The following is a 314-nucleotide window of genomic DNA, read 5'->3' as shown; positions in this document are numbered from 1 at the left end:
GACTGAACAGCAGCGACACTTTGCCTATTTCCAGACTCTGCCTGAGCTCAAGCGCATTGACATCAAACGGGTTGACGCGCGCTCCAGTCAGTTGCTGCAGCCCCTGTTTGAATTCTCGGGAGCCTGCTCCGGCTGCGGCGAAACCTCCTACATTAAGCTGCTGACTCAGCTGTTTGGCGATCGCCTGCTGATAGCTAACGCGACCGGCTGCTCATCCATCTACGGCGGGAACCTGCCGACAACGCCGTACAGCACCGACAGCCAGGGCCGGGGCCCAGCCTGGGCAAACTCCCTGTTTGAGGATAACGCCGAGT

General features: G+C 59.6%; 1 pseudogene. It reads left to right on the top strand.

The features are described from left to right. A pseudogene (locus ABT58_RS23230) lies at nt 1–314 on the top strand (pyruvate:ferredoxin (flavodoxin) oxidoreductase); the annotation flags it as partial.

Origin of the sequence: Photobacterium aphoticum (assembly GCF_001029435.1) — a bacterium.
GTDB classification, from domain to species: Bacteria; Pseudomonadota; Gammaproteobacteria; order Enterobacterales; family Vibrionaceae; genus Photobacterium; species Photobacterium aphoticum.
Note: the sequence above shows the minus strand (reverse complement) of the source record. Positions and strands in the feature narration are given on the sequence as shown.